We start from the raw sequence: 25,546 nt of genomic DNA, 5'->3' as shown, positions 1-25,546 counted from the left end.
CCGACCTCGTCGCCGATCGACGCGCCGAGCGTGTCGGCGCCGGCGCGGCTCATCCACAGCGTGCCGGTCTCCGGCACGGCGGCGGCGTCACGCTCCACACCATCGGCGCCGACGATGCGGAAGGTGCCGCGCAACGGGAAGCCGTCGCCCAGCGCGCGCACGTCGCCGAGGCGCAGGTTCGCGGTGTCGCCGGTGCCGACGCGGATCATGCTGTCGAGTTCGACGGTGTCGGCCTGCTGCAGGCCCGGCGACGCGGCCGCCTCGCGGATCACGCCCTCGATCGGTGCGTCGCCGCGCACGACCGCGTCGCCGCCGAGCAAGCGGTTGGCTTCGATCGCCAGCGCGCGCTCGGCGCGGTCGGTGACGAAGCCGACCGCGGTCACCGCGACCACGGCCAGCACCAGCGCGGCGAACAGGATGCGGATGTCGCCGGCGGCGAAATCGCGGCGCAACTGGCGCCACGCCATCGCCGCGACCTTGGAGCCGGGCAGCGTCATGCGGTCATCGCCTCGTCGGCGACCAGGCGGCCGCTGTCGATGCGCAGGCGACGCTGGCAACGCGCGGCCAGGTGATCGTCATGGGTCACCAGCACCAGCGTGGTGCCCGCGTCGGCATTGAGTGCGAACAGCAGCTCGATGATCGCCTGCCCGGTCGCGGTGTCGAGGTTGCCGGTCGGCTCGTCGGCGAACAGCAGCGACGGCCGGGTCACGAACGCGCGCGCCAGCGCGACGCGCTGCTGCTCGCCACCCGACAGCTGCCGCGGGTAATGGTGCAGGCGCTCGCCGAGGCCCACGCGGGCCAGGACCTCGCGCGCCGGGCCTTCGACGTCGGCATCGCCGCGCAGCTCCAGCGGCAGCATCACGTTCTCCAGCGCGTTGAGTGACGGCAGCAGCTGGAAGCTCTGGAACACGAAGCCGACCTTCTCGCCGCGCACCCTGGCGCGACCGTCCTCGTCGAGCGTCGAGATCGGCGCGCCGTCGAGCACCACGCTGCCGGCACTCGGCGTGTCCAGACCGGCGAGCAGCGACAGCAGCGTGCTCTTGCCCGAGCCCGATGCGCCGACGATCGCGACCGTATCGCCGTGGCCGATGTGGAAGGCGACGTCCTGCAGGATCGTCAGATCGCCCGACGGCAGCGCCACGCGCTTGCCCAGCCCGTCCACGAGAAGCGCGTGGCGGGTTTCAGCCTGCGCTGGGTTTGAATCGGCCATGATGTTCCTTTGTGCGCCTGCGCTGATGGCAGCCATCTTCGAAGACAGGGTTTAAATGATGATTAAGCGCGTCCGGTATGGGGCCTTCGGCGCCGCCATGCAATGTGCCATCGGTTCGGTGCTGCTGCTGTGTGCGTTCGCCGCGCAGGCGCAGACGCCATCCGCGTCCGCAGGCGCCGACGCGCGGACGGTGCTGGTCATGGGCGACTCGCTGTCGGCGGGCTACGGCATGGCCGCCAGCCAGGGCTGGGTCGCGCTGCTGCAGCAACGCTTGCAGGGCGAGGCGCCGGGCTGGCGCGTGGTCAATGCGAGCATCTCCGGCGAAACCAGTGCCGGCGGGGCGTCGCGGATCGCCGAGGCCGTGGTGCGCGAACGGCCCGAGGTCGTGGTCATCGCCCTCGGCGCCAACGACGGTCTGCGCGGCCTGCCGCTGGCCGATGCCCGCCGCAACCTGGCGCGGATGATCGGCGCGTCGCAGCACGTCGGCGCGAAGGTGCTGCTGGTCGGCATGCGCATGCCGCCGAACCTCGGGGCCGAATACACCGCGGGCTTCGAGCGCAATTACCGCGACCTGTCGGCGCTGTTCGACACGGCGCTGCTGCCGTTCCTGCTGGAGCCGGTCGCCGAGGACCGGGCCAACTTCCAGGACGACAACTTGCATCCCACGATCGCCGCGCAGCCCGTGATCCTCGATCACGTGTGGCCGGCGCTGCGGCCGCTGCTCGACTGAGCCGGCACGGGCCGCGCGGCGCCGGCAGCGATTTCGTTAGTTCCGCGTGATGCATCCACACGGCGCCGCGCGGCGTAAGTCCCTGTAGCCCGGCGCATCCGCGTCGGGGTTCACCCACCGTCTCCGGACGCACACAGGGATCCGACATGAAGCTCAATCTGCTCACCGCCACGCTGCTGGCCTCGCTCGCACTGACCGCCTGCCAGAACGACACGACCGACGACACCGCGATGACGACGCCGGCCGCCGATGCCCCGGCGACCGCGCCGCTGGCGCCGGTCGAGACCGATGCCGCGACGTCCACCGAAGCCGACGCCAGCGCCCAGGCCGACAACCCGATGGTCGGCGGCGCGCCGATGTTCGCCGACCGCGACATCGTCACCAATGCCGCGACCTCCAACGAGCACACCACGCTCGTCGCCGCCGTCGAAGCGGCCGGCCTCGTCGACACGCTGAAGGGCCCGGGCCCGTTCACCGTGTTCGCGCCGACCAACGCCGCGTTCGAGAAGCTGCCGGCGGGCACCGTCGACGGCCTGCTCAAGCCGGAAATGAAGGACGACCTGACCAAGGTGCTGACCTATCACGTGGTCCCGGGCAACGTCGACGCCGCGGCGCTGACGCAGCAGATCGAAGCCGGTGGCGGCAGCGCGATGCTGACCACGGTCGAAGGCGCGCAGCTGACGGCCAAGGCCGACGGCGGCGTCGTGACGCTGACCGACGCCAAGGGTGGCGTGGCGACCGTGACCACCGCCGACGTGCGCCAGAGCAACGGCGTGATCCACGTCATCGACACCGTGCTGATGCCGTAACCGCACCGCCGGCGTCGCCTGCGGGCGGCGCCGGTCGCGGCGATTCGCGCGCGGACTCCTCGTCTGGTTCGCGCACGTGCGGGAGGCGGCCCCTGGGCCGCCTCCTTTTTTTTGCGCTTGCAACGCGGCGCATCGTGCACTGCACGCACGCTCGCGCGCGCTCGCCCGCTCGCACAACGATGTCAGCGCGTGGACATCACCGCGCCGGCGGCTGCGCATCGCGCAGCAACGGATAGGGATTGACCGGTTCGCCGGTCCACCACTGCTTCTCCGGCGTCAGCCGGAAGATGGCGAAATGCAGATGCGGCGCCGCCGGATCCGCGTTGCCGGTGCTGCCGACGGTGCCGAGCACGTCGCCCTGGCGCACCTGCGCGCCCTCGGCGAGGCCCGGCGCATACGCCTGCAGATGCGCGTAGTAGTAGGCGAAGCGTCCGCTCGGTTCGAACTGGTAGATCGTCAGGCCGCCGCGCTCGCTGTCGAAGAGTTTCTCGATCGTGCCGTCGGCGATCGCCACGACCGGTGTGCCGGCCGGGGCCATGATGTCGAGCGCTTCGTGCCGACGTTCGCTGCCACGCGCGTCATCGAAGGTGTCGGCGAGCGCGGCGAACGGCACGCCCTGGACCGGCACGAGCAGGGCGCCCGCCGGCGCGGACGATGGCGTCGACATGACCGCAGGCGTCGGCGTCGGTAGCGCCGGCGGCGGTGGCGGCTCGATACGCTCGGGGAGCGTGACCGCCGCGGGCGGTGTGGATGCAGGCCGGGCCGCGCCCGCATCCGGGGCCGCCGCGGGCGTCGGCGCGGACACCACCGGCGCCGGCACTTCGGCAAGCCGGCCGCTCCGCCACCACCAGCCGGCGACGTTCGCCAGCACCAGCAGCACGATCACGCCGCCGAGCCACGCCAGCGCACGCATCCGCGGTCAGTCCTGCAGCAGCGCCACGGTGCCGGGACCGACGGCGTCGGCCACGCGGCGGGCGCTCCAGTTGGTCAGCCGGATGCAGCCGTGCGACTCGGTCTTGCCGACGTTCGCCGGCTCGGGCGTGCCATGGATGCCGTAATGCGGTTTCGAAAGATCGATCCACACCACGCCGACCGGGTTGTTCGGGCCGGCCGGCAGTGCGGCCTTGGCGTGGTCCGGATCGGCGTCCCAGAACAGCTCGGGGTTGTAGTGGAAAGTCGGGTCGGTAGCGACGCCTTCGATCGTCCAGTCGCCGACCGGCAGGGGATCGTGCTCGCTGCCGGTGGACGCCGGGAACTGCGCGTAGACCTTGCCGGCGTCGTCGAGCAGGCGCAGCACCGCATCGCTCTCGTCGACGACGACCTGCGCGGCCTTGGCCAGCGCCGGCACGTCGGCGACGTTCGGCACCACCAGGCGCACACCGGCCTCGAGCGCGACACCGGGATTGAGCCGCGCCAGCAGCGCGGGCGACATGTGGAAACGCTCGCCCAGCGCCTCCTCGAGGGTCTCGAAGCCGAGCGCGTCGAGTTCGGATTTTTCCATCATGTCCGCGGGCAGCGCCCGGTACGGGCCGGCGACGTCTTCGGCCGTCAGCGTGTGCGTCACCAGCGCCGCGGGTGCGCCGTCGGTCAGTGCGGCCCAGGTGGCGGCGTCGAGTTCGCCGCTCGCCGCGAGGTCGCGGCTGCGCTGGAAGCCGGCGATGGCGCGCGTGGTGTTGCTGCCGGCGCCGGCATCGATCTCGCCCGGCGAGAAGTGCGCCCGGTCCAGCAGCACCTGCGCGCGCAACAGCGCGGCGTCGCCGGCATCGAAGGCCGCGTCGTTGACATGGTCCGCGGACAGGGCGGCGTCGGTCCCCGCGTCTGCGGCGGCTTCGGCCTCCTGCGCGTGCAGCTGCCACGGCATGCAGGCCACGGCCAGGGCGCCGGCGACGAGCCAGGACAGCGGACGGACGGACGCGGGTTGCCGCACGGAGGCGGACGGGGTCTGGCGCATGGACGTTCCTGCAACGGAGAGGGCGCCATCGTGCCGGCTGGCGCTGCGCCCGACGCGTGAAGCCGCGCCGCGCGCGTTCAGTCGGCGGGACAGTGCAGGAACCGGGACTCGCGCCGCAGCGACGGATCGTCGGCGTAGGCGAACAGCAGCTGCCCGTCCTTGAGATCGTCGATGACCGCCTGCGCCACCTCGCTGCGCACCGCCGGACAGCCCCAGCTCCGGCCCAGGCGGCCCTGGCGACGCCCCTGCGCCGGATCCACGTAATCGGCACCGTGCATGACGATCAACCGCTCCCGTGCCCGCGCGTTGAGGCCGGGCTCGAGCCCGTCCATCCGCAGCGAATAACCGTTGCCGCCGACATAAGTCTCGCTCATGCGGAACAGGCCGAGACTCGACTGGTAACTGCCCTCGGTGTCCGAAAATACCGTCGGCACGTTGTCGCCACTGCCTCGCCCGTGGGCGACGTGCTCGGCGTGCAGCAGCCGCGTATCGGGCACATCGAACACCCACAGCCGGACATCGGTCGACGGCTGCGAATAGTCGATCACCGCGAGCCGGCGCCCGACGTCATGCCGGCGCGCCGCGCAGGCCCGGGCGTCGAGCGCGAGCGCCAGCACCTTGCGGTCGAGCGCGGGCGCCGCAGCCGACAGACGCTCGAGCACGTCGTCCGCCTGCAGCGACGACGACGCCAGTATCGAGAGGACCAGCAACAGTGAGGCGAGAACGTGGTGCATGCGCCGCATAGCTTAGCCGTCACTTCGACGCGTCGTTTGCCGCGCATCCGCCGATGCGAGCGTCTGGATCAGCCGGGCCATTGAAACTTCGCAACTCCGCTGCTTGACACCCGCCTATGTGTATTGTTGTATTGATACACATGGACGCAAGCCTGCTGTCGATCCAGCCCAACGCCGTCGAGCCGCTGTACCGGCAGATCACCGGCCAGATCCGGCGGTTGGTTGCGGGCGGCGTGCTGCGACCCGGCGAAGCTCTGCCCTCGGTGCGCGATGTGGCCGGGCTGCATGCGATCAATCCGATGACGGTGTCCAAGGCCTATAGCCAGCTCGAAGCAGAGGGCGTGCTGCTGCGGCTGCGCGGCAAGGGCATGGTCGTCGCCGATCTCACCGCGCCGCCCGATCTCGCCGCGCGATGGATTCTGATCGATCCCGCACTCGACGCGCTCGCACGCCAGGCGCGCGAACTCGAACTGCCGGTCGGCACGTTGCTCGACCGCCTCAAGACCCGACTCACGGAGGATCCGCAATGAACGCGATGCTCGATCGCCCCCTGCCCGTCGTCGACACGACGGCGCCACTGGCCGCCGAAGACGTGATCAAGCAGTACGACCACCGCAGCGTGTTGCGCGGCGTGTCGCTGGCGATCGAACCGGGCGCCGTGCTCGGCCTGATCGGGCGCAACGGCGCCGGCAAGAGCACGCTGATCCGCACGATGCTCGGCCTGATCGAACCCGATGCCGGCCACGCCGCCGTCTGGGGTATGCCCGCGCTGCGCATGAGCGACGCGATCAAGCAGCGGCTCGGCTACGTGCCGCAACAGCCCGAGGCGATGGCGTGGCTGCAGATCGGAGAGATGCTGGACTTCATTGGGCGTTTCTACCCGAGCTGGGACGCCGCCTACGTCGACGCCACGCTCGAACGCTGGCAGCTGCCGCGCAACCGCGTGCTGGCGAAACTCTCGCCCGGCGAGCGTCAGCGCGTCGCGATCCTGCGCGCGCTCGCGCCCCGACCCGAACTGCTGGTGCTCGACGAACCCGCCTCGGCGCTCGATCCCGTCGGCCGCCGCGAGCTGCTGCGCGAGATCGCCTCGCGCGCCGGCGAGTCCGGTACCACGGTGCTGTTCTCGACTCACATCGTGTCCGACCTCGAACGCGTCGCCTCGCACGTCGCGTTCCTGCACGAAGGCCAACTGCTGCTGCACAGCGAGCTCGACAGCCTCAAGGAACGCAACCTGCGACTGCACGTGCCCGAAGCCGTTGCCACGCAGTTGCGCGAGGACGTGCCCGGCGAGGTCGCGCGCCGTCCACATCCCTATGGCGGTCTGTCGATCACCGTGCTGCGCGGCGAGGACGCGCCCTGGCCCGACCTGTTGCAAGTGCCCAGCGTGCGTGCCGAGGCGCTGCCACTGGAGGATCTCTTCATCGAGGTGTCGGCATGAACGCGGTTATGCCGATCCAACGACACGCCGGCCTGCATGCCGCGTTCGCCGCGATGCGGGTGGCGACAACGCGGCGGCACCGGAACTGGATGCTCGCGGTCTATCTCACGCTGCTGGTCGCGGCCGCCCTGCTTGGCGTCTTCGTGCCGGGCGACGGTGCGCGAACGTTGGGGCTCGGCTTCTTTGCCGCGATCGCCAACTTCTCGCTGTGGGCCGGATGGCTGGCGCGTCTGTTACTGCTGCAGCGCGACGCTGCCGGCGTGCAGGCGCCCGGCATCGCCAGCGCCGTCCGGCAGGCGCTGGCCTGTGGTCTCGCCCTCACCGTGCTCCTGCCTGGCCTCGTCTTGCTCACGCTCGAAGTGCCGGTCCCTGTCGCGCTCGGCGCACCCGCGCTCGGCGTGCTCGGTGGACTGCTGTTCGCGTTGTTGCCGTGGCCCGCGGCTGTGCTTCTGCTGATGGCACCCGGCGCCTGGCAGTGGGCATCTCTGTACCTGCCTCCGCTGGGCTCTGCGGAAATGCTCGCTGGCGCTGTGGTCGGCCTCCTGGTCCTGACGGCGTGCTGGCGCAGCCTGCTGCGAGGCCCGGACACGGAGGCGATTCCCGCCTGGCGTCGCCCGGTGATGCTGCAGGCGCCCGGGGGTATCGTCGTCTGGACCGACTCCGAGGCCGGCGCGGCGTCCGCGCTTCCCCGCATGTACGAAGGCTGGCTCGCGCCGATGCCGCGCCCGACGCGTGCCGGCCCCCACGCCCCCGGCCAAGCGATCGACGCGCTGCTGGCGGGGTCGATGGGATATGTCGCACCCCGGGCCGCTGCCAAGCAGTGGGCAATCGTCGCGGCACTCGTCATCGCGGTCATCGCGATTCCATTCCAGGGCGAGACGCCGTTGTTGCGCGACGCGTTGCTGCTCGGCGGCGTCGTGGGACTTCTCGGGGGTGGCTGGACGCTGGCGATGCGCCTGGAGCGGCAGCGCAACCGGATGTCCGCCGAATTCGCCGAGCTCGCGCTGCTGCCGGGCCTGGGTGATGCCGCGACGGCATCCACGCGACTGCTGCGTCGCGTCGCCGTGCGGCTCGGCCAGTTGATGCTGTTCGCGCTCGCGGGGCTGGGCCTGCTGATCTGGCTGCGGCAGATGCCCTGGCCCTATGCCGCCCACCTGCTGGCTATGCTGGCCGGCGTGGGTGCGGGGAGCGTACTGATGTGCGTATCCGCGCTGGCCGACCGGAGCGTCGCCTCGACCCGCATGTTCCTCATGATGCTGCCATTGATTCTCGCGACCAGCGCTACGTTGGGCATGACGTTGCTCCGCGGTCCCATGGCGCAACACGCGGTCGTCTGGGGGCTCATCTGGACGCTGCTGACGGCGGCGTATCTCGTGGCAGCGCGCAGCCCGTTACGCCGGTACCGCGACCGCCCCCACGCCTTCTTGCTGCCCTGAACCGCTCCGAGATTTTGATGGCCGGTTAAGCCCGCCGGGCGCATGCTGCAGGCCTGTCCACCAACGCCAGTGCGGGTCGCCCGCACCGAGGGAGTTTCCGCAATGAACCGCCGTTCCCTGCCCCTGCTGCTTGCCGCTGCGCTCAGTGCGCTCGCGATGCCCGCCCTTGCCGGCAACGACGTCACCGATCCCGGCCTGCCGCGCAGCCTGTCCGACGACAGCCCGGTGCTGGTGCACTGGACCGATCCGGCCGCGTTCTCCGACATCCGCCTCAGTGGCAACCGCTGGGAAGCCCAGCGCGGCGACTGGGTCGAGCAGCTGGCGCAGCACGTGCGCGAGCGCGCCGAGCGCGAGTTGCCGCCCGGCAGCACGATGGACGTGACCATCCGCGACATCCGCCGCGCCGGCATGTACGAGCCGGGGCGCAGCGCGCGCTACGACCATGTGCGGATCGTCAAGGACCACTACCCGCCGCGTATCGACCTGGACTTCGTGCTGCGCGACGCGGACGGCACCGTGGTCGCCGAAGGCAGCCGCGAACTGCGCGACATGGGATTCCTGAGTCGCGGCACGGCGATGCGCAGCGACGCACTGCGCTTCGAGAAGCAGTTGATCGACGACTGGCTGCGACGCGAGCTGCGCGAGACCGTCGCCCGCAACTGAGGGCGACGCGTCCCCTCGAAGAAAGGCCGCGCTGATGCGCGGCCTTTTTCATGGTGCTCTCCAGCGCGGTCGCTATCTGCATGCCGTCACTAGCCCTGAATTGGCGCGGCCGGCATCCGCCCCCCCCACAACGCACCAGGCCGCGCAGTGCGCGGCCTGGTGCGGTCCCATCCCGGAATGCGGCGCTCAGCGCACCACGTTGAGGAAGTGCATGTGGCGCTGGTACTGGTCGAGCACGTCGTGGATCAGCTCGTCCTGGCGCCAGCCCATGACGTCGTAGTCCTGCCCGCCTTCGCGCAGATGCACCTCGGCGCGGAAGTAACGTTCGTCGTCGCGACGCTTGCGACGCGGGTCGTCGAGCATGAAGGTCGGCGGCTCGTACGGGATCGGGCGCACCGAGTAGAAGAAGTCCATCTCCTCGCCGTGGCCGACTTCGACCCAGACCCGGCCGTCCTCGCCCGATTCGACGCGCACCTCGAGGTGCTGCTTGCGCAGCTCCGCGGCGACATCCTCGAGCGCCGGCTTCACTTGGCCCGACAGGAACGCCAGCACTTCCTTCTGCGACGGATTGTGCGAGAGCGCACGCAGGCGCAGCTTCCAGTCGCCGCCGCCGATGCCCACCGGCGCGATGCGTGCGTCGCGCATGCTGTTGCGCTTGACGACTTCCAGCCGCATCGCCCGCACCATGCCCCAGCACATCAGGATCATGATGACGGTGAACGGCAAGGCGCTGGCGATCGTGCCCGCCTGCAGCGCTTCGAGCCCACCCGCGATCAGCAGCGCGATCGCGATCGAACCGACCAGCAGCGCCCAGAAGATCCGCTGCCATACCGGCGACTCCTCCTCGCCCTTCGAGGACAGCATGTCGATGACCAGCGCGCCGGAGTCGGCCGAGGTCACGAAGAAGATGACCACCAGCAGCGTCGCGATCGCCGAGGTGATGGTCGACAGCGGATACGCCTCGAGGAACTGGAAGATCGCTACCGAACTGTCGGCCGACACCGCGGCCACCAGACCGGTCGAGCCTTCGACCATGACCTGGTACAGCGCGCTGTTGCCGTAGATCGTCATCCACAGGAAGGTGAAGCCCAGCGGCACCAGCAGCACGCCGACGACGAACTCGCGGATCGGCGACCACGCGATCCACCAGCCCCAGTAGAACAGCGTCCAGCCGCCCAGCCACGTGCCGCTCGGCTCGTAGGCATAGAGGTTGAACGTCATCGCGAACACGCTGGAGATGTACATGCCGGTGTTCTGCACGAACGCCTGCAGCAGGTGGACGGTCGGGCCCATGACCAGCACGAAGGCCAACAGCGCGACCGCCAGCACCATGTTCAGTTCCGACAGCCGGCGCACGCCGCGATCGAGTCCGGTGAACACCGACCCCGTCGCCACCAGGGTGATGGCCGCGATCAGGATCACCTGCGTCGTCGTGCTGACGGTGACGTCGAACAGGTAGTTGAGCCCCGAATTGATCTGGATCACGCCCAGGCCCAGCGACGTCGCCAGACCGAAGATCGTGCCGAGTACCGCGAAGGTGTCCACGGCATGGCCGATCGGCCCGTGGATGCGGTCGCCGATCAGCGGATACAGCGACGAGCGGATGCGCAGCGGCAGGCCGTGGCGGTACGAAAAGTACGCCAGCGACAGCGTGACCACCGCGTAGATGGCCCACGCGTGCACGCCCCAGTGGAAGAAGGTGATGCGCATCGCCTGGCGCGCGGCGGTCACGGTTTCCGCGTCGCCGACCGGCGGATCCGAGAAGTGCATGATCGGCTCGGCGACGCCGAAGAACATCAGGCCGATGCCCATGCCGGCCGCGAACAGCATCGCGAACCAGGTCGGGTAGCTGTAGTCGGGCGTGCTGTGGTCGGGGCCGAGTTTCAGCCGGCCGAAGCTGCTGACCGCCATGCCGACGATGAACACCAGGAAGCCGGCGACGGTGAGGATGGTGAACCAGCCCGCGTCGTTGGCGACCCACAGCTTGGCCGCATTGAACGCGGATTCCGACGCGGCCGGCGCGATGAAGGCCAGCGCCACCAGCACCAGGATGATCAGCGCCGACGGATAGAAGACCGGTCCGAGGATGCGGGAATGCCAGGTCTCGGGCGGCACCGGCGCGGGAGTCGCGGCCGGGCGCGACGAAGGCTCGTTCATGGTGGTTCCTCGTGTCGGGACGTGCGGCGCAAGCGCAGAGCCTGCGCCGGGGCCGGACACGTCCGGGTGAAGCACGCCGCCACGATCGCGGGATCGTACGGGCGTACGGCGACGTCCGGGCGCACGCGCCCGGACGCTGCGATCAGAAGTAGAAGCCGATGTTGACGTTCAGGCGCGAATGCCAGCCCTGGTTGTCCGGATCGCGGACGCCGATGCCCGGCCCGCCCGCGAACCACATGTTCTTGCCGGCGATCCAGTCGACATAGGTCAGCATGGCGCCCTTGCCGAAGCTGCAGCCGGTGACGTTCTGCACCGAGTCGCGCAGGCCCGGATCGTCGCCGACCGGCAGCGTCGCGCTGAGATTGTTGTAGCAGGTCACCGTGTCGAACCAGCCGCTGCGCGGCAGCTCGTAGGCGACGTTGAGCGTCGGCACGTCGGCTTCGGCGGCGATCTCGAACGGCGACTGGAACGCCGACAGCGCGATGCGCGATTCCGGGATGTCGTAGCGGTAGCGGGCCCACTGCGCCTGCACCGTGGTCTGGCCTCGCGCCCACTGCGCGTGCAGCGCGGCGCCGGTGTGATCGAAGGTGCGGCCGTCGATGCGGTTCTCGACGCGACCGGTGAAGCCCGACGCGCCGACGGCGACCTGCGCGCCGTTCCAGTCTCGGCTGTGCTCGTAGCGGACGATCGCGCGTTCGCGCTCGCGGTAGGGCAGATCGTCGGTCGTCGCCACGTCGAACGAATAGCGGTCGAAGTTCGCACCGGTGCCGTATTCGTCGCCGAAGAACACGCCGGCATGCCACTGGTGCGTGTCGTCGCCGCGCTGCCAGACCAGGCCCAGGTCGTAATCGTCCTCGATGCCGAGGTAATAGCCGGACCCGAACCAGAAACTGTGCGACGCGTAGGGCAGCAGGCCGAACGGCACCTGCTGGATGCCCGCGCGGATGTCGCTGTCGACACCGTCGCGTTCGTCGCCGAGCGTCCAGCCGGCCCAGGCGTGGTGCACGGCATCGAAACCGTCGTACCAGCGGTATTGCAGCGAGAAGAACGCCGGTCCGGCGCTGCCGGTCGCGTCGATGCGCACGAGTTCCGGTTGCAGGCCGCTGGTGGGCCCGTAATCGAGCCAGCCGTAGTTGAAGCGCACCGCGCCGCCGAGATCGAAGCTCGGCGCGTCGTCCTGCGGTCCGCCGTCCTGCGACGGGTCGTCCGCGGCCACGACCGGCGCCAGACACAGCAACACACTTCCCAACACCCACTGGAAACCACGCACATTCACGATCGGTCAGCCCTCCCCGAAACAGGTTCGATTATTGAATTCAGCCGGCCATGCTAACGGAATTCCAACACCGACCCAAAATCGGGAGTTTCCAAACACGCGGATTTCCCCGGCGAAAACCGGCGTTCGACGCGTCGCACCGGGATTCCCGACGCATTTTGGCGAGATTCTCCAGACCCGCGGATCGCGTGCCGATTGCGCGCATCCGCGCGGCGCCGACGGCATCGCCCCTATCATGTCGGGCGGCGATCGAGCCGGCGCGCGGAGCCTACGATGGCGGTCTATGTCGACGATGCGGTCCACCCCTGGCGCGGCGACCGCTGGGCGCACCTGCTCGCCGACACGCTGGACGAACTGCACGCCTTCGCCGGCCGCCTGGGCATTCCGCGGCGCGCCTTCCAGAACAAGACCAGCGGCGCGCATTACGACGTCGATGCGGCGACGCGCCTGCGTGCGATCGCGCTCGGCGCAGTGGCCATCTCGCGCCATACCGACCGCGCCCGGGTCCGCGCGGTGATCGCCCAAGCCAAGCGCCAAGGCCGCGGCGAGGCGCCCTGACCGACGCTGCGCGTGCGGGCGTGGCGAGGTCGGCGGTATCCTTGCCGCTTCCCGTTCGCCTGCCGATTCCCCCATGACCGACACCCCGCCCGACCGCCTGTCCAACGACCCGCGCAGCCCGCACTACGACGAAGCCGCCATGGGCCGCGGCATCGGTATCCGCTTCAACGGCAACGAGCGCCGCGACGTCGAGGAATACTGCGTCAGCGAAGGCTGGATCCGGGTCGCCGCGGGGCGCGCGCTGGATCGCCGCGGGCAACCGCTGACGGTCAAGCTGCAGGGGACCGTCGAACCGTATTTCCATCTCGACGCCTGAGTCGCGTCCACCGCAGGAGTCCGCCATGCAGTACCTGCTGCTCGTCTACACCGACGATGCCCTGCTCGACGGTCTCGCCGACGGCGAGTACGACCACATGATGCGCGACTGCCTGCTGCACGCGGACGCGTTGCGCGCCGACGGCAAGCTGCTGGATTTCCAGCAGCTGGAACCGGCCGCGACGGCGAAGTCGGTGCGCACGCGCAACGGCAGCACCCAGGTGCTCGACGGTCCGTTTTCCGAAACCAAGGAAATGCTGGCCGGCTTCAACCTGATCGAGGCCGACAGCGAGGAAGAGGCCCTGCGGATGGCGCGCGATCTGCCTTGGGCGAAGACCGGCTGCATCGAGGTGCGACCGGTGCGCGACGTCGGCCGGGTGCGTCAGCGCGTCGGCGCCTGAGCGGCCGCGAGGCCGGTCTCCACGAGCACGCGATTGCGCCCCGCGGCCTTGGCCGCGTACAGCGCGCGATCGGCGATATCCAGCAGGTCGCGGGGGGTGTCGCCCGCATGCGGCGACAGCGTGCCGCCGCCGAGGCTGACGGTCACGACCGGCGCGACGGGCGACGCCGGATGCGGCAGCGCGAGCGCTTCGATTTCCTGCCGCAGGGCCTCGCCGGAGGCGACGGCGTCGGACGCGTCGTACCCCGGCAGCAGCAGCGCGAATTCCTCGCCGCCGAAACGCGCGGCGGTGCCACCCGCGGCGGCGGCCGAACTGGCGCAGACACCCGCGATCTCGCACAGGCATTCGTCGCCGCGCAGATGGCCGAGGGCATCGTTGAGCGCCTTGAAATGATCGGCGTCGACCAGCAGCAGGGTCAGCGGCTGCGTCGCGCGGCGCTGGCGTTGCCACAGGGCGTCGAGCGCGCTGTCGAACGCGCGCCGGTTGGCGATGCCGGTCAGGCCGTCGACCATCGAGATGCGCTGCAGGCGCACGTTCGCGCGTTCCAGTGACGCCGCGCGGCGGGCGAGGTGGATCGCCCCGGCGATCTGCGCCGCCACCGCGTCGAAGGTCGTGCACATCGCCGCGTCGAAGAAGCCGGCGTCGACGCTCTCGACGTTGAGCACCCCGTGCAGCCGGCTGCGATGCCGGATCGGCACGACGTACTCGGCGCGCAGCGCGCCGTGGCCGGAGACGTAATCGGGATCCGCGGCGACGTCGGTGATCAGCTGTGGCGTGCCGAGCCGGACGCAGCGCCCCGCGACCCCCTGGGTCACCGGCCACGGCCACGCGAGCGGCGGATCGAACGCGAGTCCGCCCGCGCTGATCTCCTGCACGAACACGCCGCCGGCCTCGTCGAGCAGCAGGATGCTGGCGATGGTCACCGGCAATTCGGCGGCGAGCACGTCGACAATCCGCTGCAGCATCTCGTCGAGGTTGTCGCTCTCGAGCGCCTCGCGCGAGACGCGCGCCAGGATGTCCGACAGCGGCGGCGCCATCGCGGGCAGGCGCACGCTGGCGCCGTCAGGCCCGCCCGACGGCGGCCCCGCACTGGTCTCTTGAGTCGTCACGCCCCCCCTGTCCCGATCGCGTTGCAACGGTGGATCCGTTGCAGGCCCGCCGACGCTACGCCGGGCGCCGTCGCGCCGGTGTCGCGCCGCGTGCCGGCCGCCCGGCGGTCGCGGCTGCCGTTCAGTTATAGCGGAACGCGCGCCCGGCCACGGCGGCAGCGGCGGGATGCACCGTCACAGCAGACCGTCGCGTTTGACCGCCAGGTAGCGCTCCACCAGCGCGCCGGGCAGCTCGTCGCCGGTGACGTCGAGCACCAGCACGCGATGGTTGCGCAGGGCGTCGTGCGCGGCCTTGCGCTGGGCGAGATAACGCGCGGTCGCGCCGGCACGCACGGCGTCGTCGAGATCGTGGACCTCGGCCTCGAGCGCCGCGTCGAGCGCGCGTTCGCGCAGCGAGGCGACGATCACCAGGTGCCGCCGCTGCAGCATGCGCACCGCCGCGAGCACGTCCTCGACATCTTCGTCGCCGAGGTTGGTGACCAGCATCAGCAGGCCGCGCCGGCGCTGGCGCAGCGACAGCTCGGTCGCCGCGGCGAGGTAGTCGGTCGCGACCGGCTCCGGCTGCAGGTCGTAGCTGATGCGCAGCAGGGTGTCGATCGCGCCCATGCCGCGTTGCGGCGCCATCCAGCGCGACGCGCCGCCGGTCGCGAACAGGCCCACTGCATCGCCCTGCCGCAACGCCAGATACGACACCACCAGCGCGGCATCGAGCGCATGGTCGAAATGCGACAGCGCGCCGTCCTGGGCACGCATCCGCCGGCCGGTGTCGAGCACGACGACCAGCTGCTGGTTCTTCTCGTCCTGGTATTCGCGCGAGATGAGCTTGCGTGCGCGCGAACTCGCCTTCCAGTCGATCTGGCGCAGGCTGTCGCCGACGCGGTATTCGCGCATCTGGTGGAAATCGGTGCCTTCGCCGCGTCGCCGCTTGATGTGCGCGCCGATCAGCCGCGAGGCCTGGTCGGCGCCGAGCAGCGCCAGCCGCGTCAGCGGCGCGAAGTTCGGGAACACCCGCACATGCTGCACGCCGCCGGCCTCGCGCATCTGTCGCCACAGCCCCAGCGGCGACAGCAGCCGCAGCTGCACCGGCGCGAACGCCGCTTCGCCGCGCAGCGTCGGCTGCAGCGTGTAGGGCACATGGGTCACGGTGTCGGCCGCCAGCCGCACGCGCCGCGGCAGGCCCTGCAGCGTCCAGTGCGGCGGATGGCCGTCGTGCACGTCGAGGCGCTGGCCGGCCGCGCCGCCGTCCAGGTGCAGCACGACCTCGCGCACCAGGCCGATCGGCCACGCTTCAGCCATGGTCCGCGTGACCCGCGGCGTCGGGCGCCGCGCCAGCACCACCAGGTCCGCGACCGAGAGCAGCAACAAGGTCGCACCGACCGCCTGCCACGCGAGGGTCATCTCGGACCAGATCGACGCGGCGATGCCGACCAGCGCCCACAGCACCAGCGCGGCGAGCAGCGGTGTCGACGGCCTCATCGCGGATGGGCTCCCGAGCGCGGCATCAGCGACGCGGCGCCTCGACGCGGGCCAGCAGCGCGTCCAGCACCTGGTCGGCGCTCTGGCCTTCGATCTGCAGCTCTGGCGCCAGCGCGATGCGGTGGCGCAGCGCGGGCCTGGCGATCGCGCGGATGTCGTCGGGGGTGACGAAATCGCGCCCCGACAGCACCGCCTGCGCGCGCGCCGCGCGCACCAGCGCGAGGCTGCCGCGCGGCCCGGCGCCGAGCGCGATGCCCGGCCACTTGCGCGTGGCCGCGGCGATGCGCACCGCGTAGTCGATCACCGCCGCATCGACCACCGTCGCCGCGGTGCCCTGCTGCAGCGCGACGATCTCGCCCGGCTGCAGCACGGTCGCGAGTTGCGACAGATCGAAATCGGCCGCGACCTTGCCGCTGCTGATCGCGGTCACCATCGCAACCTCGTCGGCATGTCCGGGATAGTCGATCAGCACCTTCAGCAGGAACCGGTCAAGCTGCGCTTCGGGCAGCGGATAGGTGCCCTCCTGTTCGATCGGGTTCTGCGTCGCCAGGGTCATGAACGGCGGCGGCAGTTCGAAGCTGTGGCCTTCGATCGTGACCTGCTGCTCCTGCATCGCCTCGAGCAGCGCGGACTGGGTCTTGGCCGGCGCGCGGTTGATCTCGTCGGCCAGCAGCAGGTTGGTGAAGATCGGGCCGCGGCGCACGACGAAGGTCTCGCTCTTGGTGTCCCACACCGCGTGGCCGCTGACGTCGCTCGGCATCAGGTCGGGCGTGAACTGCACGCGCGCGAAGCTGCAGCCGAGGACCGCCGACAGTGCGCGCACCAGCAGCGTCTTGCCGAGGCCGGGCACGCCCTCGATCAGCACATGGCCGCCCGCGAGCAGCGCAACCAGGATCTCGTCGAGCACCTCGGGCTGGCCGATGAAGGCCTTGGAGACTTCGTCGCGGACCGCAGCGACGCGCGCCGCGAGCGCTTCGCCGGTGACCGGCTCGGGTGGGGCGAGGGGCAGTTCGGTCATGGTCGGGCTCTCATAGGTGCGTTCTCATCTGGATCAAACGGGCGATGCGCTGGCGGAAGCCGCGGGGATCGTCGGGAGACGGTGTCTGCAGCGCGTGGCGCACCTCGGCCGGCGTGTGCCCGGTGCGCGCGGCGATCGCCTCCGCCTGGGCATCGCCGGTGAGCGCGGCGGCCAGCGGATCGCGCCGGCGCAGGCGGTCGAGAAACGCATCGCGGACCGCGGCGTGCAAGGGGGCGCTGCGCCGGTAGCGCAGCAGGTGTTCGCCGCTGGCGTGTACGTGCTCGAGCAGCGCGCGCCGGGTCGGCGACGGCGACGGCAGCAGCGGGCCCAGCCGCTGGGTGCGCATCCACAGCCACGCCAGCAGCGCGAGCAGCAGCGGGCCCCACGCCATCCAGCCGCGCGTCAGCAGCACGCGCCACAGCGGCGGCACGCTCGCGGCGTAGATCAGGTGCACGCGGCCTTCGCGGTAGTTCGGCGCCAGCAGCTGGCGGGCCAGCGCCGCGTGCGGCGGCTCGCGCAGGGTGTCGCCGGCGAGGAAATCGAAATCGGCGAGCACGTCGACACGTCCCGCGCCGCGTTGCAGGCGTGCGAAGACCAGGTCGCCAGCGTCATCGCCCCAGGTCAGCAGCGGCGTGGCAACGACGAAGCGCTGGCCGTTGCAGAACTCCACATGCGGCTCCTGCGCGTCGACGAACAGGCGTTCGCAACGGGCGCTGTCGGGCACCGGCGTGACGCCCAGGCGCGGCAGCAGCTCCCACGGTCGTGCGACCGCGTCGCGACCGCGCGGCGGCGGCGTGCGCACGAGCAGGTGACCGCCGCCGTCGACCCAGGCCAGCAGCGCGTCGACGTCGCGTGCCCGCAGCGTGCGCGGATCGCCGAACAGCAGCACGGTGTCGCCGGGCGACAGGGCCTCGGATTCCAGCCGCAGCCGTTGCCGCGACACCGCATCGACGCCGTCGGCGCGCAGCGCCAGGCGCAGCGCGTAGAGCGGGTTGTAGGTCGCCTCGCCGCGCGGCGGCAGCGCGATCTCGCGCTCGACGCGCTCGTAGGTGTGCAGCCACCACGCGACGAACAGGCCGAGGACCGTGGCCACCAGCAGCGCCACGCCGATGCGCGTGCGCCAGCGCGTCATGCCGACCACCCGAAGCGCGGTGCGAGCGTGGCGAGCAGGGCGTCGAATTCGGCGTCGTCGGGCAGGCGCTGCGCGTACGCGGCGCGCTGCCAGACGCGCACGACCCCGGCGAACGCCGCGCGGTCCTCGGGGTCGGGCAGGCGCCGCGAGACGCGCAGGCACTCGGCTTCGGTGGCGCCGGGCACGAGGGTCGCGCCGGCGCGTGTCGCCATCGCGGCGACGCTGCCGCGATACAGCAGCGCCAGCGCGCGCCGGCGGGCACCGTCGTGCCACAGCCGGCGCACCGCCGTGAGCAGGTCGTCGGGCAACGGCTCCGGCGCGGGCGGCGCGGGCGAGGTATCGAGCGCCGCGTCGTCGTCGACCGGCGTCGCCAGGCTGCCGCGCAGCCACGGCCACCAGCGGCGCGCGGTCCAGGCCAGCGCCAGTACCAGGATCGCGAACACGGCCCACAGCCCGTACTCGGCCAGCGTCGACAGCAGGCCGACGAGCCACGCGAGGCCGCCGAGGTCGGGCGCATCGCGCGGACGCGGTGGCGGGGTGGCCTTGCCGCCGAGCAGCGGGTCCGCGTACGCGGTCTCGACCGCGTCGTCGAAACGGCCGGGATCGGCCAGCGCGTCGCCGAACACCTGCGGCAGGGTCGGCGCCCGCGCTGCGTCGTCGGTGTCGGTGTCGGCGTCCGTCTGCGCGGCACGGTCGCGCGGCGTCCAGGTCTTGGTCGGCGTGACCGGCGTGGTCTGCGGCGCGGTGTCCTGCGCGGGCGCCTGCGGCGACAGCAGGCCGCAGGCGAGCACCGCCGCGAGCACCCCGGCGCCCGGTGCGACCCGCGCGTGCAGGCGGCGGAACGCGATCTCCAGATCCCAGGCCTCGAGCTGGGTGCGCCGGTTGAGATAAAGGCCGAAACCGGCCGCGACATAGAACGGCTCGACGATGCTGACCGCGAGCCACAGCGCGAGATTGAACAGCAGCTGCGCCCAGCGCGGCGGATCCTGCGACACCAACGTCCACGCCGCGCGCGCCGATTCCGACAGCAGTTCGGTCGGCACGAACAGGAACGCCAGCAGGCCCTGCGACAGCAGCAGCACCAGCGAGAACAGCACGCAGATGCCGGTCAGCAGCAGCGCGTGGCCACCGACGCCGTCCGACAGCACCTGCCGCCGCGCGCGCACCTGGGTCGCCGGGCCGCCTTCGAGCAGATCGACCGGCAGCGTCAGCGCGCGCCACGGACTGGCCCGCCGCCAGGTCAGATGACCGAGCATCGGACGCCAGCCCCAGCGCAACTGCGCGGCCAGCGTCTGGCGCCAGCCCGGCGCGGTGCCGAACACCGCGCGCGACAGCACGAACAGCGGAATGCGGTCGAACACCGGCTTGAGCCACAGCAATGCGAGCGCGGCCCAGCCCAGCCGGTCGGTGGTCCAGCCGATGGCGTTGATCGCGGCGAACACCGGCAGGCTGGCGAGCAGCCACGGCCACCAGATGGCCACCGCGTGGCGGCGCACGAGCGCGTTGCCGAGTTCCATCGCCTCCCACGGCGAGCGCGGGCGCAGTTCCACCTGGACGGTGTCAACGCGCATCCGCAGACCCCCGTCCGCCGCGCCACAACCACAGCAGCACCAGCAGCCACAGGCCGCCGCCGACACCGAACTTCAGCGGGTCGGGAATCGAGCCGGTCGACGACCAGAACGCTTCGACGAACGCCGCGAACACCAGCATCGCCAGAATGCCGAGGCACAGCTGGCCGCCGACCCGCCCGGCTTCGACCAGCGCATCGAGTCGCCGCAACCGGCCGGGCGCGACCAGCGCCAGTCCGAGCCGCAGTCCGGCGGCGCCGGCGATGACGATCGCGGTCAGCTCCGGCGCGGAATGCCCGACGACGAAGCGCCAGAACGGGCCACCGTGGCCGATCGCCTGCAGGTGCCCGGCGACGACGCCGAAGATCACCCCGTTCGACACCAGCACGACGATCGTGCCGAGGCCCGCCAGCAGGCCGCTGGCGAAGGTGCGGAAGCCGATGCTGACGTTGTTCCAGATGTAGTAGCCGAACATCGCCATGTCCGACTGGCTGTCGCGGTCGAAGGCCTGGGCCGCGGTGTCGGGGTCGTACATGCGTTCGAACTGCGCCAGCTGCTGCGGCGAGAACACGCCGTGCACGACCTCGGGCCATTGCAGCACCACCGCGTACAGCGTCACCAGCGGCAGCGCGAACAGCGCCAGCGACGCCCACAGGCAGCCGCGCTGCGCGCGCACCAGGCGCGGGAAGCCGGCGAGCAGGAACCACAGCGCGCGTCGCCACGGCGGCGGCGGCGGCCGGTACAGCACGTTGTGGCCGCCCTGCATCAGCGCCTGCAGGCGCGCGGTCACCAGCGGGCTGTAGCCGCGCCGGCGTGCGAGCGCGAGCTGCTGGCAGATGCGGCGGTAGCGTGCGGGCACGTCCTCGTCGCGGATGCCGTCCCAGCCCCGCGTCGCCCGTGCGCGACGGGCGCTGCCACCGCGCGCGTCGAGCCAGGCCTCGAACGCCTGCCATTCGGACTCATGTCGCGCGATGAAGGTCTCCTGCCTCACGGCCGGCGCCCCAGCAGCCAGTTGGCGATGCCGAGCAGGCGCAGCACGCCGCGTTCGCCGTGCGCGGCCGTCACCGGCGTGACCAGATCACCCAGTTCCTGGCGGCGCTCGGGCGTCAGCGCGTGCGCGCGCTCGGCGAACGCGATCACGGCGGCCTGCTCGTGCGGCTGCAGCGGCATCGCCGGCGCCTGCGCCGCCACTTCGAGCGCCTGTGGGCGCGGCCGCTCGCGTGGCGCGTGGATCACCAGGGTGCCGGCGACCATGTCGCCGAGGCGCCGGCTCCAGGGGTCGGCGAGGCTCGCCGCCAGGCCCGCGCCATAGCCGAACGGCAACATGTCGACGGTGCGCATCAGGTTGCGCACGACACTGGCCATCCAGCCGATCGGCGCGCCGTCGGCGGCGACCACGCGCAACGCCATCGCGCGCTTGCCCGGCGTCTGTCCCGACGACAGCGCCTCGAACACGATCGGATACGCCCACACGACGACGAACAGCAGGATCAGGTGCAGGCCCTGGCCGAAGCGCCCGACCAGGCCGAGCAGCATCGCCCCGGCGAGCACGATCGCGCCGCGCAGCAGCAGGTCGATCAGCCAGGCGATCGCGCGCGGCACCGGGCCGGCCGCGGGCAGGCGCAGCGCGACGCCTTCGGGCGTGTGCACTTCACGGACGGTGTCGAGCATCAGGCGACCGGTCCGCCGTCGACGCGGCCGCCGGCGCGCGCGTCGTCGCGCTCCAGCCTGCCTGTCGTGCCGCGTGTCGAATTGCGCATCGCGCGTCGCATTCCCTGCCGGCCGGGCCGGCGCCGTCGTCAGCCCGCCGGATCGGCGAGATATTCGTCCTTGAGCCGCACGTAATGCCCGGCGCTGTAGTAGAGGCCCTCGATCTGCGCGTCGGTCAGCGTGCGCACGCAGCGCGCGGGATTGCCGACCCACAGCTCGCGCTCGCCGACGACCTTGCCCGGCGCCACCAGCGCGCCGGCCGCGACGAATGCGTGCTTCCTGACGACCGCGCCGTCGAGCACGATCGCGCCCATGCCGACCAGCACCGCGTCCTCGATCGTGCAGGCGTGGATCACGGCCTTGTGGCCGATCGTCACGTCGCTGCCGATCGACGTCGCGAACCCGCCGAGCTTCGCGTGCGGCCCGGCGTGGCTGACGTGGATCACCGTGCCGTCCTGCACGCTGGTACGCGCGCCGATGCGCACGTGGTTGACGTCGCCGCGGATCACCGTCGCCGGCCAGATCGACACGTCGTCGTCGAGCTGCACGTCGCCGATGACCGTCGCGGCCGGATCGACGTAGACCCGGGCGCCGAGTTGCGGGGACACCCCGCGATAGGAACGCAGATTCATCGGCGCAGTATGCCTGCTGGCGCCACCGCGATGCAGCGGCGCGCACCGCTACACTGCCGGCATGGATGCACGCCCGACCGCACTGGACGCCCTGCCCCGCACGCTCGCGACGCTGCGCGGCGCCTGGCGGGCGCATCGTCCGGATGCGGCCCAGCGGCGCGACGATCTCGCCCGCCTGCGTGCGGTGCTGCAACGTCGCCTCGACGAGATGGTCGACGCGGTCTCGGCCGATTTCGGCCACCGCCCGCGCCACGAGACCCTGATCGCCGACGGCATGACGGTGCTCGGCGAACTCGACCGCCTGCGCCGGCAGCTGCGCGGCTGGATGCGGCCGCAGCGTGTCGGCGCCGGCTGGCGGCTCTGGCCCGCGCGCGCCGAGCTGCGGCGGGTGCCGGTCGGCGTGGTCGGCGTCATCGCACCGTGGAACTACCCGGTCAACCTCGCGCTGATCCCGCTGGCGACCGCGATCGCCGCCGGCAACCACGTCTATCTCAAGCCGTCGGAACACACGCCGCGCACCAGCGCCTTCCTGCGCTCGCTGCTGGCGGAAGTCTTTCCGGTGGAGCGCGTCGCCGTCGCGCTCGGCGACGCCGACGTCGGCGCCGCGTTCGCCGCGCTGCCGTTCGACCATCTGGTGTTCACCGGTTCGACCGCGGTCGGGCGCCAGGTCATGGCCGCCGCCGCGCCTAACCTGACGCCGCTGACGCTGGAGCTCGGCGGCAAGTCGCCGGCGATCGTCTGCCCGGACTATCCGCTCGACCGCGCCGCCGCGCGGCTCGTTACCGGCAAGCTGTTCAACGCCGGCCAGACCTGCATCGCGCCGGACTACGTGCTGATCGACGCCGCGCGCCGCGACGCGCTGCTCGAGGCACTCCGCTTCGAGGTCCAGCGCCGCTACCGCGACGACGCCGCGCAGGACCTCGCCCGCATCATCAACGAGGCCCAGCACACGCGGCTGCAGGGGCTGCTCGACGATGCGCGCACGCGCGGGCTCACCGTGCTGCCGCTGCTGCAACTCGACGGCGAGCGCCTGTTCGCGCCGACGCTGGTGGTCGATCCCGGCGCCGACGCCGCGGTGATGCAGCAGGAGATCTTCGGGCCGATCCTGCCGGTGCTGTCCTACCGCTCGCTCGACGACGCGATCGCCTTCGTCAACGCGCGCGACCGGCCGCTGGCGCTGTACCCCTTCGGCCACACCCGCGCGGACATCGAACGCATCGTGCAGGGCACGCTGGCCGGCGGCATCACCGTCAACGACACCCTGCTGCACTTCGCCGCGAACGGACTGCCGTTCGGCGGCATCGGCGCCAGCGGCATGGGCGCGTACCACGGCCGCGCCGGCTTCGACGCGATGACCAAGGCGCTGCCGATCCTGTGGCAGTCGCGACGCGCGGCCAGCGATCTGCTGCGACCGCCGTATGCGCGGATCTCGCGGCTGCTGGATCTGCTGGTGCGCTGAACGCGTGGCGCGTCACGGGGCCTCGGGTGGCTCCCACAGTTCCAGCGGATTGCCTTCGGGATCGTGGATGCGCGCGAAGCGTCCGGTCTGCGGCGTGTCCCACGCCGGGTCGATGACGACGTCGATGCCGGCCTCGCGCAGCTGCGCGAGCAGCGCGTCCAGCCCCTGTACGCGCAGGTTCAACATCCACCGCCGGTCCGCGGCGAAGTAGTCGCTGTCCTCCCGGAACGGCGCGAACACCGTGGGCCCGGCCTGCTGCGGCCACAGCCAGGCGTCCTCGGAAGGGCCGATCCCGAGATGCTGCCGGTACCAGGCCGCCAGGGCGTCCGGATCGCGCGCGCGAAAGAAAACACCGCCGATGCCGGTCACGCCCATCCGCCTTCTCCCGATCGCCCGCCGCAGGTCGCCGACGCCACGCGGCGAGCATAGCGCTGACGCGCGCGCAGGCGTGGCCTAGAATGACGCCGGGTTTTCTTCCGTGTCCCGCCATGCGCATCGCTTCCTGGAACGTCAATTCGCTCAACGTGCGGCTGCCGCATCTCGACCAGTGGCTGCGCGACACGCAGCCGGACGTCGTCGGCATCCAGGAAACCAAGCTCGAGGACGCGAAGTTCCCCGACAGCGCGCTGGCCGCGCTCGGCTACCGCAGCGTGTTCGCCGGCCAGAAAACCTACAACGGCGTCGCGCTGCTGGCGCGCGGGCGTGCCCTCGACGACGTGCAGATCGGCATTCCCGGATTCGAGGACGAGCAGAAGCGCGTCATCGCCGCGACGGTCGACGGCGTGCGCGTGATCAATCTCTACGTCGTCAACGGCCAGGACGTCGGCACCGACAAGTACGCCTACAAGCTGCGCTGGCTGGCGGCGGTGCACGACTGGGTCGCGCGCGAGCTTGCCGCGCATCCGAAGCTCGTCGTGCTCGGCGATTTCAACATCGCTCCCGACGACCGCGACGTGCACGATCCGGCGGTGTGGAACGAGGCCCACATCCTGACCTCGACCGCCGAACGCGACGCGCTGCGCGGCCTGCTCGGCCTGGGTCTGCACGACGCGTTCCGCCTGCACCACGACACGGCCGGCGTCTTCAGCTGGTGGGATTACCGCCAGGCCGGCTTCCGCCGCGACCTCGGCCTGCGCATCGACCTGACCCTGGTGTCGGACGCGCTGCGCGCCGACGCCATCGCGTCCGGCATCGACCGGGAACCGCGGACCTGGGAACGCCCCAGCGATCACGCGCCGGCGTGGGTGACCCTCGCCCGCTGAGTGGCGGCGTCAGGGTGCGGACACCGCACGACGCGATCGACCCAGCACCAGTGGGAACGCGCTCGCGCGCGATCGGGTCGCGTTGCGGAACGCCGCATCGCGCGTAAGCGCGGCCCTGCGGCACACGATGCGGGCCACGCGGCGTCGCCGCCGCACGCCACAGCGCATTCCCCAAAAAAAGAGGGCCCGGCAATGCCGGGCCCTCGGGCGAACTGTCGAGCGTGCGCGGTTAGCGCGCGCTCCCACGCCGGAACAGGTTGACGATCGCCAGCAGGATGATCGCGCCGATCAGCGCGGTGATCAGGAAGCCGACCCAGCCACCACCGATCGACAGGCCCACCATCGGCAGCAGCCAGCCACCGATGAAGCCGCCGATGATGCCGACGACGATGTTGAGCAGGATGCCCTGCTGACCATTGGTGCGCATCAGGATGCTGGCCAACCAGCCGGCAATGCCGCCGACGATGATGTAGATGATGAAGTTCATGCGTGTACTCCTGTT

General features: G+C 71.2%; 27 protein-coding genes. 11 read left to right on the top strand and 16 right to left on the bottom strand.

The window, feature by feature from the left end; translation table 11 throughout:
• Positions 1-493 precede the first annotated feature (493 nt).
• Entirely contained in the window at positions 494-1,210 is a 717-nt protein-coding gene (locus CJ022_RS08875; protein ID WP_101926295.1) for an ABC transporter ATP-binding protein, read from the bottom strand.
• Positions 1,211-1,307: 97 nt separating this feature from the next.
• On the opposite strand from CJ022_RS08875, the gene CJ022_RS08870 reads away from it, so the two are divergent.
• The gene (locus tag CJ022_RS08870; RefSeq protein WP_199171463.1) at positions 1,308-1,940 is read left to right on the top strand and encodes an arylesterase; all 633 of its coding nucleotides are present in this window, start codon (positions 1,308-1,310) and stop codon (positions 1,938-1,940) included.
• A 230-nt stretch (positions 1,941-2,170) separates the two neighbouring features.
• Positions 2,171-2,749, top strand: coding sequence for a fasciclin domain-containing protein (locus CJ022_RS08865; RefSeq protein WP_199171478.1), 579 nt, complete (start codon positions 2,171-2,173; stop codon positions 2,747-2,749).
• 196 nt (positions 2,750-2,945) lie between these two features.
• Here CJ022_RS08865 and CJ022_RS08860 read toward each other — a convergent pair whose 3' ends face one another.
• The 3 genes from CJ022_RS08860 to CJ022_RS08850 form a co-directional block, all read right to left on the bottom strand.
• A complete protein-coding gene (locus CJ022_RS08860; RefSeq protein WP_101926294.1) occupies positions 2,946-3,662 on the bottom strand; it encodes a M23 family metallopeptidase in 717 nt (238 codons plus the stop codon).
• A gap of 6 nt (positions 3,663-3,668) precedes the next feature.
• On the bottom strand, positions 3,669-4,610 hold the full coding sequence (locus CJ022_RS08855; protein WP_101926405.1) for a L,D-transpeptidase family protein: 942 nt from the start codon (positions 4,608-4,610) through the stop codon (positions 3,669-3,671).
• A gap of 167 nt (positions 4,611-4,777) precedes the next feature.
• Positions 4,778-5,434, bottom strand: a complete 657-nt coding sequence (locus CJ022_RS08850) for a murein L,D-transpeptidase catalytic domain family protein (protein WP_101926404.1) — start codon at positions 5,432-5,434, stop codon at positions 4,778-4,780.
• 140 nt (positions 5,435-5,574) lie between these two features.
• On the opposite strand from CJ022_RS08850, the gene CJ022_RS08845 reads away from it, so the two are divergent.
• The 4 genes from CJ022_RS08845 to CJ022_RS08830 all read left to right on the top strand — a co-directional run bounded on the left by CJ022_RS08845 (position 5,575) and on the right by CJ022_RS08830 (position 8,971).
• Entirely contained in the window at positions 5,575-5,964 is a 390-nt protein-coding gene (locus CJ022_RS08845) for a GntR family transcriptional regulator (RefSeq protein ID WP_101926293.1), read from the top strand.
• Entirely contained in the window at positions 5,961-6,872 is a 912-nt protein-coding gene (locus tag CJ022_RS08840; protein WP_101926292.1) for an ABC transporter ATP-binding protein, read from the top strand. The genes CJ022_RS08845 and CJ022_RS08840 overlap by 4 nt, the downstream gene beginning before the upstream one ends.
• Entirely contained in the window at positions 6,869-8,308 is a 1,440-nt protein-coding gene (locus tag CJ022_RS08835; protein ID WP_143703925.1) for a hypothetical protein, read from the top strand. The genes CJ022_RS08840 and CJ022_RS08835 overlap by 4 nt, the downstream gene beginning before the upstream one ends.
• Positions 8,309-8,410: 102 nt before the next feature.
• Positions 8,411-8,971, top strand: coding sequence for a DUF3016 domain-containing protein (locus CJ022_RS08830; RefSeq protein WP_101926290.1), 561 nt, complete (start codon positions 8,411-8,413; stop codon positions 8,969-8,971).
• Between the two features lie 186 nt (positions 8,972-9,157).
• Here CJ022_RS08830 and CJ022_RS08825 read toward each other — a convergent pair whose 3' ends face one another.
• Together CJ022_RS08825 and CJ022_RS08820 are read right to left on the bottom strand one after the other, a co-directional pair.
• Positions 9,158-11,128, bottom strand: a complete 1,971-nt coding sequence (locus tag CJ022_RS08825; protein ID WP_101926289.1) for a BCCT family transporter — start codon at positions 11,126-11,128, stop codon at positions 9,158-9,160.
• A 142-nt stretch (positions 11,129-11,270) separates the two neighbouring features.
• Positions 11,271-12,404 (bottom strand): OprO/OprP family phosphate-selective porin, encoded by a 1,134-nt coding sequence (locus tag CJ022_RS08820; RefSeq protein WP_233198664.1) that lies wholly within the window; start codon positions 12,402-12,404, stop codon positions 11,271-11,273.
• 273 nt (positions 12,405-12,677) lie between these two features.
• On the opposite strand from CJ022_RS08820, the gene CJ022_RS08815 reads away from it, so the two are divergent.
• From CJ022_RS08815 to CJ022_RS08805, 3 genes are all read left to right on the top strand, one after another.
• Entirely contained in the window at positions 12,678-12,962 is a 285-nt protein-coding gene (locus CJ022_RS08815) for a DUF4031 domain-containing protein (protein WP_101926288.1), read from the top strand.
• Positions 12,963-13,035: 73 nt separating this feature from the next.
• Entirely contained in the window at positions 13,036-13,278 is a 243-nt protein-coding gene (locus CJ022_RS08810; RefSeq protein WP_101926287.1) for a DUF3297 family protein, read from the top strand.
• Between the two features lie 25 nt (positions 13,279-13,303).
• The gene (locus tag CJ022_RS08805; RefSeq protein ID WP_101926286.1) at positions 13,304-13,678 is read left to right on the top strand and encodes a YciI family protein; all 375 of its coding nucleotides are present in this window, start codon (positions 13,304-13,306) and stop codon (positions 13,676-13,678) included.
• On the opposite strand, the gene CJ022_RS08800 is transcribed toward CJ022_RS08805, so the two are convergent.
• From CJ022_RS08800 to CJ022_RS08765, 8 genes are all read right to left on the bottom strand, one after another.
• Complete coding sequence (locus CJ022_RS08800; protein ID WP_143703924.1) at positions 13,660-14,787, bottom strand: GGDEF domain-containing protein; 1,128 nt, start codon at positions 14,785-14,787, stop codon at positions 13,660-13,662. The genes CJ022_RS08805 and CJ022_RS08800 overlap by 19 nt on opposite strands.
• A 174-nt stretch (positions 14,788-14,961) precedes the next feature.
• A complete protein-coding gene (locus CJ022_RS08795) occupies positions 14,962-16,263 on the bottom strand; it encodes a DUF58 domain-containing protein (RefSeq protein ID WP_101926284.1) in 1,302 nt (433 codons plus the stop codon).
• Between the two features lie 25 nt (positions 16,264-16,288).
• Complete coding sequence (locus tag CJ022_RS08790; protein ID WP_101926283.1) at positions 16,289-17,281, bottom strand: AAA family ATPase; 993 nt, start codon at positions 17,279-17,281, stop codon at positions 16,289-16,291.
• Between the two features lie 10 nt (positions 17,282-17,291).
• The gene (locus tag CJ022_RS08785) at positions 17,292-18,413 is read right to left on the bottom strand and encodes a DUF4350 domain-containing protein (RefSeq protein ID WP_101926402.1); all 1,122 of its coding nucleotides are present in this window, start codon (positions 18,411-18,413) and stop codon (positions 17,292-17,294) included.
• A complete protein-coding gene (locus CJ022_RS08780) occupies positions 18,410-19,984 on the bottom strand; it encodes a DUF4129 domain-containing protein (protein WP_101926282.1) in 1,575 nt (524 codons plus the stop codon). The genes CJ022_RS08785 and CJ022_RS08780 overlap by 4 nt, the downstream gene beginning before the upstream one ends.
• On the bottom strand, positions 19,974-20,972 hold the full coding sequence (locus tag CJ022_RS08775) for a stage II sporulation protein M (RefSeq protein WP_101926281.1): 999 nt from the start codon (positions 20,970-20,972) through the stop codon (positions 19,974-19,976). Before CJ022_RS08775 ends, CJ022_RS08780 begins: the two co-directional genes overlap by 11 nt.
• Positions 20,969-21,652 (bottom strand): RDD family protein, encoded by a 684-nt coding sequence (locus tag CJ022_RS08770; protein ID WP_101926280.1) that lies wholly within the window; start codon positions 21,650-21,652, stop codon positions 20,969-20,971. The genes CJ022_RS08775 and CJ022_RS08770 overlap by 4 nt, the downstream gene beginning before the upstream one ends.
• Before the next feature lie 128 nt (positions 21,653-21,780).
• A complete protein-coding gene (locus tag CJ022_RS08765; protein WP_101926279.1) occupies positions 21,781-22,323 on the bottom strand; it encodes a gamma carbonic anhydrase family protein in 543 nt (180 codons plus the stop codon).
• A 61-nt stretch (positions 22,324-22,384) separates the two neighbouring features.
• Here CJ022_RS08765 and CJ022_RS08760 point away from each other — a divergent pair, with 61 nt between their 5' ends.
• Entirely contained in the window at positions 22,385-23,782 is a 1,398-nt protein-coding gene (locus CJ022_RS08760; RefSeq protein WP_101926278.1) for a coniferyl aldehyde dehydrogenase, read from the top strand.
• Between the two features lie 12 nt (positions 23,783-23,794).
• Here the strand turns inward: CJ022_RS08760 and CJ022_RS08755 are convergent, their stop codons facing one another.
• Positions 23,795-24,157 (bottom strand): VOC family protein, encoded by a 363-nt coding sequence (locus tag CJ022_RS08755; protein ID WP_101926277.1) that lies wholly within the window; start codon positions 24,155-24,157, stop codon positions 23,795-23,797.
• Positions 24,158-24,270: 113 nt separating this feature from the next.
• Here CJ022_RS08755 and xth point away from each other — a divergent pair, with 113 nt between their 5' ends.
• The gene (xth, locus tag CJ022_RS08750; protein ID WP_101926276.1) at positions 24,271-25,044 is read left to right on the top strand and encodes an exodeoxyribonuclease III; all 774 of its coding nucleotides are present in this window, start codon (positions 24,271-24,273) and stop codon (positions 25,042-25,044) included.
• A 229-nt stretch (positions 25,045-25,273) separates the two neighbouring features.
• Here xth and CJ022_RS08745 read toward each other — a convergent pair whose 3' ends face one another.
• Positions 25,274-25,531: a GlsB/YeaQ/YmgE family stress response membrane protein gene (locus tag CJ022_RS08745; protein WP_101926275.1), complete on the bottom strand. Its 258-nt coding sequence runs from the start codon at positions 25,529-25,531 to the stop codon at positions 25,274-25,276.
• Positions 25,532-25,546 lie beyond the last annotated feature (15 nt).

Source organism: Luteimonas rhizosphaerae (assembly GCF_002849595.1).
Classification (GTDB): Bacteria; Pseudomonadota; Gammaproteobacteria; order Xanthomonadales; family Xanthomonadaceae; genus Luteimonas; species Luteimonas cellulosilyticus.
The sequence above is the reverse complement of the archived record's forward strand: the minus strand, read 5'-3'. Positions and strand labels throughout refer to the sequence as shown.